The 4,692-nt window shown below is 77.2% G+C and carries 3 protein-coding genes; 2 read left to right on the forward strand and 1 reads right to left on the reverse strand.

Going from position 1 to position 4,692, the window contains the following annotated elements; all coding sequences use genetic code 11:
- Positions 1 to 140 precede the first annotated feature (140 nt).
- On the forward strand, positions 141 to 3,008 hold the full coding sequence (locus V7E46_RS32560) for an AAA family ATPase (RefSeq protein ID WP_333771776.1): 2,868 nt from the start codon (positions 141 to 143) through the stop codon (positions 3,006 to 3,008).
- Here V7E46_RS32560 and V7E46_RS32565 read toward each other — a convergent pair.
- Positions 2,983 to 3,543 (reverse strand): pyridoxamine 5'-phosphate oxidase family protein, encoded by a 561-nt coding sequence (locus tag V7E46_RS32565; protein ID WP_333771777.1) that lies wholly within the window; start codon positions 3,541 to 3,543, stop codon positions 2,983 to 2,985. The two genes, V7E46_RS32560 and V7E46_RS32565, sit on opposite strands and share 26 nt — an antisense overlap.
- A gap of 141 nt (positions 3,544 to 3,684) precedes the next feature.
- Between V7E46_RS32565 and V7E46_RS32570 the strand changes: the two genes are divergently transcribed.
- Positions 3,685 to 4,692 (forward strand): hypothetical protein (locus V7E46_RS32570; RefSeq protein WP_333771778.1); only part of this gene is annotated, 1,008 nt, incomplete at its 3' end.

Here is a 4,692-nt window from a genome sequence, read left to right on the forward strand (position 1 = left end):
CCCGCCGCTCGGCCACGACCACCGCCGCCGCCCGCCGGTCCGCCCGGTGTTCGGCCGCCGCGCACGCCACCCGCGACGTGGGATTGACCGCGGGGACGCGGGTTCCGACACTTGGATCACGCCCCGAGGTTGGCAGGTGCATGGTCAGACGGATCGAATCGGTCAGTTCGGACGCACGGCTCACCGGCCGGGGCGCGCTGCTCACGACCGCCAGTGCCGCGCTGGACGCCGGCGACAGCGTGCTGCTCACGGGCGAACCGGGCATCGGACGCTCGACGTCGGCCGCCACGCTGGCGGCGGAGCGGACGGCCGAGCGGGCCGGGACCCTGGTGCTGCGGTGCGCGCCCGCCGAGGCCGAGCGCCACCTGCCCTTCCTCGGCATGATCGACCTGTTCTCCGAGGTCGGCGACCCGGCCTTCGAGGTGCTGTCGTCCCACGAACAGGCTCTGTTGCGGGCCGCGTTGCACCGGTCGGCGGCGCGGGACGCGGCACAGGACGCGGCGCGCGGGCGGTCGTACGGGAGCGCGTACGACGATGTCCTCACGCTGCGGATGGCCGTGCTCAAGGCGCTCACCGCGCTGTGCGAGCGCTCGCCCGTGCTGCTCGTACTGGACGACGCCCAGTGGCTGGACCGCCCGAGCGCGGAGGCGCTGGCCTTCGTGGCCCGGCGCGCCCGGCAGTTGCCGCTCACCGCGATCGCGGCCGTACGCACCCCGAACGGTCCGGCGGGGGCCGGGAGCGGGCAGGCCGAGGCGCTGTGCCCCGGTCCCGTCGTGGCGCTGGCCGTACCGCCGATGACCGAGCGCGAGGTCGCCGCGCTGCTCGCCGGGCAGGGCGGCCCCGCCTGGCCGCGCCCGGTGCTGGCCCGGCTGCACACGGCGTCCGGCGGCAATCCGTACACCGCCCTCGAACTGTCCCGCGCGCTCGCCGAGGAGAGCCGCGCGACCGGGCGGGACCCGTCGGGCCCGCTGCCGATCCCGCCCGCGCTGCGCCGCCTGCTGCTCGCCCGGCTCGCCCCGCTGACCCCGCGGGCCCGCCGTACGCTGCTCGCCGCCAGCGCCGCGGCCAGCCCCACCGTCGCACTGCTGCGCCGGGCCGGCTGCGACACCGCGCCCGCCGATGTGCACGAGGCGGTCCTGCTGGGCATCGTGGAGCCGTCGCCGGCCGGCGCCGTACGGTTCACGCAGCCGCTGATGCCGCGGGTCGTGTACGAGGACGCCGCCCCAGCCGGGCGGCGCCGCGTGCACGCCGCGCTCGCCGAGGCGGCCGACGACCCGGTCGAACGCGCCCACCACCTCGCGTCGTTGTCGCCCGGCTGGAACGCGGAGACCGCCGCCGCGCTCACCGCGGCGGCCACCGCGGCCCGGCGCCGCGGCGCACCCGCGATCGCCGCCCGGCTCGGGCAGCTCGCCGCCGACCACACCCCGTCGGGCGACCCCGCGGCCGACGCCGACCGGCGGCTCACCGCCGCGGAGGACGCGGTCGCCGCGGGCGACTACGCGCTGGCCCGCGCGATCGCGCACGAGGTGCTGGCCGAGTCCGCCCGCGCCGCGGACCGGGTACGCGCGTGGATCGTGGTGCTCGACTCGTCCGGGCAGGCGATGGCCGAGGTCGCGGATGTCTTCCCGCAGGCGCTCGAAGACGCCCGCGACGACCCGGAGCTGCTCGCCCGGCTGCACTACCGGCTCAGCTGGCGGGCCTGGTTGGTGGAGGGCTCGGCAGCCGCCGCGCTGACCCACGCGGCCGACTCCGCGGTCCTGGCGCTGCGGGCCGGCGACCGGCGGACCGAACTGCTCGCGCTCACCCAGCAGTCGGCCCTGGAGTTCTACCTCGGCCGCCCCGGCGCCGAGCGGACCCTGACCCGCGCGCTGGCCGCACCGCAGGATCCGCTCGTGCTGTTCGACCACAACGGCCCGGTCTTCCTCAAGCACCGCCGCCACCTGCTGCACGACCGGCTCGACGACGCCAGGACCGAACTGCGGGCGCTGGTCTACACCGTGCGCTACCGGGGCTCGGCCGAGAGCCTGTGCCAGTGCCTGTCCGGCCTCGCGCAGGTCGAGATCCTGCGCGGCCGGTGCGAGGCCGCCCTCGACCTCGCCCACCAGGCACTGCGGGTCACCGAGCAGGCCGGACTGAGCCAGGGGCCCGCCTGGTACGCGGTCGCGCTCGCCGAGGCGGCAGGCGGCGCGGCGGACCGGGCGCTGGCCGCGGCGGACCGGGCCAGGCGGCACAGCGAGGACGACGACGACCAGCTCTTCCTGCCCCGCGCGCTGCACGCGGAGGGCCACGTCCGGCTGCTGCGCGGCGAACCGGACGCCGCCGTGCATGCCCTCCAGCGGGTCCGGCTGCTGGAGACCGGGCAGGGCCAGGGCGATCCCGCCGTACGCCGCTGGCAGCCGGACCTCGCGGAGGCGCTGGTGGCGACGGGCTGCGCGGACGAGGCGGCCGAACTCCTCGCGGAGACCCGCGCGCAGGCGGTCCGGCTGGGCAGGCACGGGCTGCTGGCCGTACTGGACCGGGCTGCGGCCCTGGTGACCGAGGCGCGCGGCGACCCGGACGCCGCGGTTGCCCGGCTCGAACTCACCGCCGCGCGGCTGGCGGCGCTCCCGTACCGGCTGGAGGAGGCCCGCACCCACCTCGTCCTCGGCCGGCTGCACGCCCGCCGGGGCGCCCCCGTTCCGGCCCGTACCGCCCTGGCCGAGGCCGCCCGGCTCTTCACCCGGGCGGGCGCGCACCCCTGGCTGACGGTCACCACCGCCGCCCTCGACGACCTCGGCGTGCCCGCGTCCGCCGCCGCCGTCCCGGTCGGCCTCGACGCCCTCACCGCCACCGAGCACCGGGTCGCCGTCCTCGTGGCCCAGGGCGCCAGCAACCGCGAGATCGCCGCCCGGCTCACCATCAGCGTCAAGACGGTGGAGGCCGCCCTCACCCGCGCCTACCGCAAGCTCGCCGTCCGCTCCCGGGTCTCACTCGCCCGCGCGGTCATGACCCGGGGCGGTACGCGGTGAGCCCCGGCGCCGCGGAGGTACGCGGCCGGTCGGGTACGTGCCGGGGCGGCGGCCGTACCGTCAGGGGAGATCGACGGACAGGCCGTACAGCCGCACGACGCGCAGCCGGAGCACCATACGGCGGTCCGCGACCATCTGGTCGAGGAAGGCCGAGCGGGACTCGGGGGTGTTCGGGGCTCATCCGCAGCAGTTCGAGCCCCGTCGCGTCGCCGGATGCCTCGCTGACCGGGGACAGCTCCGCCTCGGCCTCGGCGACGGCGTATCTGAGGACGGTCTCGCCGATGTGCAGGGAGCACCGCGGGTCGTTGCGCAGAAGCCGCACCTTGGCGCGGCCGGCGACGGTGGAGACCCGCGCGACGCGCTCGGCGGGATCCCCGGCGCAGGCCACGTTGGACAGGTGCGGACGGCCGTCGGACTTGATCACCGCGAGCACGCCCAGCCGCTGCCCCGCGACGATCCTGAGCAGCTCGTCCTCCGCCGGGACACGCCCGGCCGGCCCGGCTCCCGGTGGATAACCGCCGGCTGCGTCCGTCATTTCGGGTCCCCCTCCAGTCCGTCCGCCGGGCGCAATCCACCCACAGTGGCGTACCTCACGAAAATCCGACAAAAGGAACTTGTGCGCGGGCCGAGCCGTATGACCCCGAGAGGCTGATCGGGAAAGGCGGGCAGGTCCAGCATGGGCGAGGCACGGGGCGGTGACGGGCGCCCGGCGGACACGGGACGTACGGAACGCGTGCGGATGCCGCAGCGGGCGGACGCGGAGACGGACGCACCGGTGACGCCGGCAGCACCGGAGAAGGCGGGCGGCGCGGGCCGGCTCGACCTGAGCGTGCCGCAGGTGGCGGGGAGCGCGGTCGCGGCGGTGGTGGCCGCCAAGCTCGCCTCGAATCTCGGCGTCTACGGCACCATCGTGGGCGCGGGCGTGGTCAGCGTCCTGGGCACCTGCGGCGGCTCGATCCTCCAGCACTTCTTCCGGCGCACCGGCCGGCAGGTCCAGGAGGTCGCCGTGCAGGCCAGGCCCGGTGTCCGCCGGGTCCGCGAGCAGGTGTGGACGCGGCCGGACGCGGCGGCGGACCGTACGGACCGCACGCGGGTGGTCCCGGAGGCGGGCGCCACCGGCACCGGGCCGCTGACCAGCCCCGCGACCAGCGCTGGCCCGCTCTCCGACACCGGCACGGGCGAGGTCCCTGGCACCGACGCCGACGCCGCTCCCGGCTCTGACGTGGACGCAGACGCCGACGCCGGGCAGGGCGGCGGGGACGGCTACGGCGAGGCCGCCTCCTACCGGGCCGGCAAGCGCGGCTGGAAGCGGCCCGTGGTCGCCGTCGCGCTGGCCTTCGGGCTCACCATGGGCGGGATCACCGGCTACGAGGCCATCGCCGGGGAGAACATCAGCGGAGGGCACGGCACCACCATCGGCAACGCCGTCAACGGCCGCAATTCACCGCACTCCGGCGGCACCGAGCACACCCCCGCGCCCGGCAGCACCGACAGCCCGACCGACGGCACCACCACCGGCCCGCACGGCGACGGCGGCGACGGCAACGGGCGGCCCGGGCAGGACCCCACCCCCTCGTCCCCGCGGCCCTCGGACCCGGCGCCGTCCACCGGCACCGGCGGGAGCGGTGGCAGCGGTGGCAGCGGTCAGCCCACGCCGCCCCCGACGACATCCCCGGCGCCGACC

This window comes from Streptomyces sp. IBSBF 2435 (assembly GCF_036815005.1).
Lineage (GTDB): Bacteria > Actinomycetota > Actinomycetes > Streptomycetales > Streptomycetaceae > Actinacidiphila.

Excerpts from the sequence above, each read along its gene's own strand:
- V7E46_RS32565 (WP_333771777.1), bottom strand. The coding sequence starts at position 3,543 with ATGACGGACGCAGCCGGCGGTTATCCACCGGGAGCCGGGCCGGCCGGG.
- V7E46_RS32560 (WP_333771776.1), top strand. The coding sequence starts at position 141 with ATGGTCAGACGGATCGAATCGGTCAGTTCGGACGCACGGCTCACCGGC.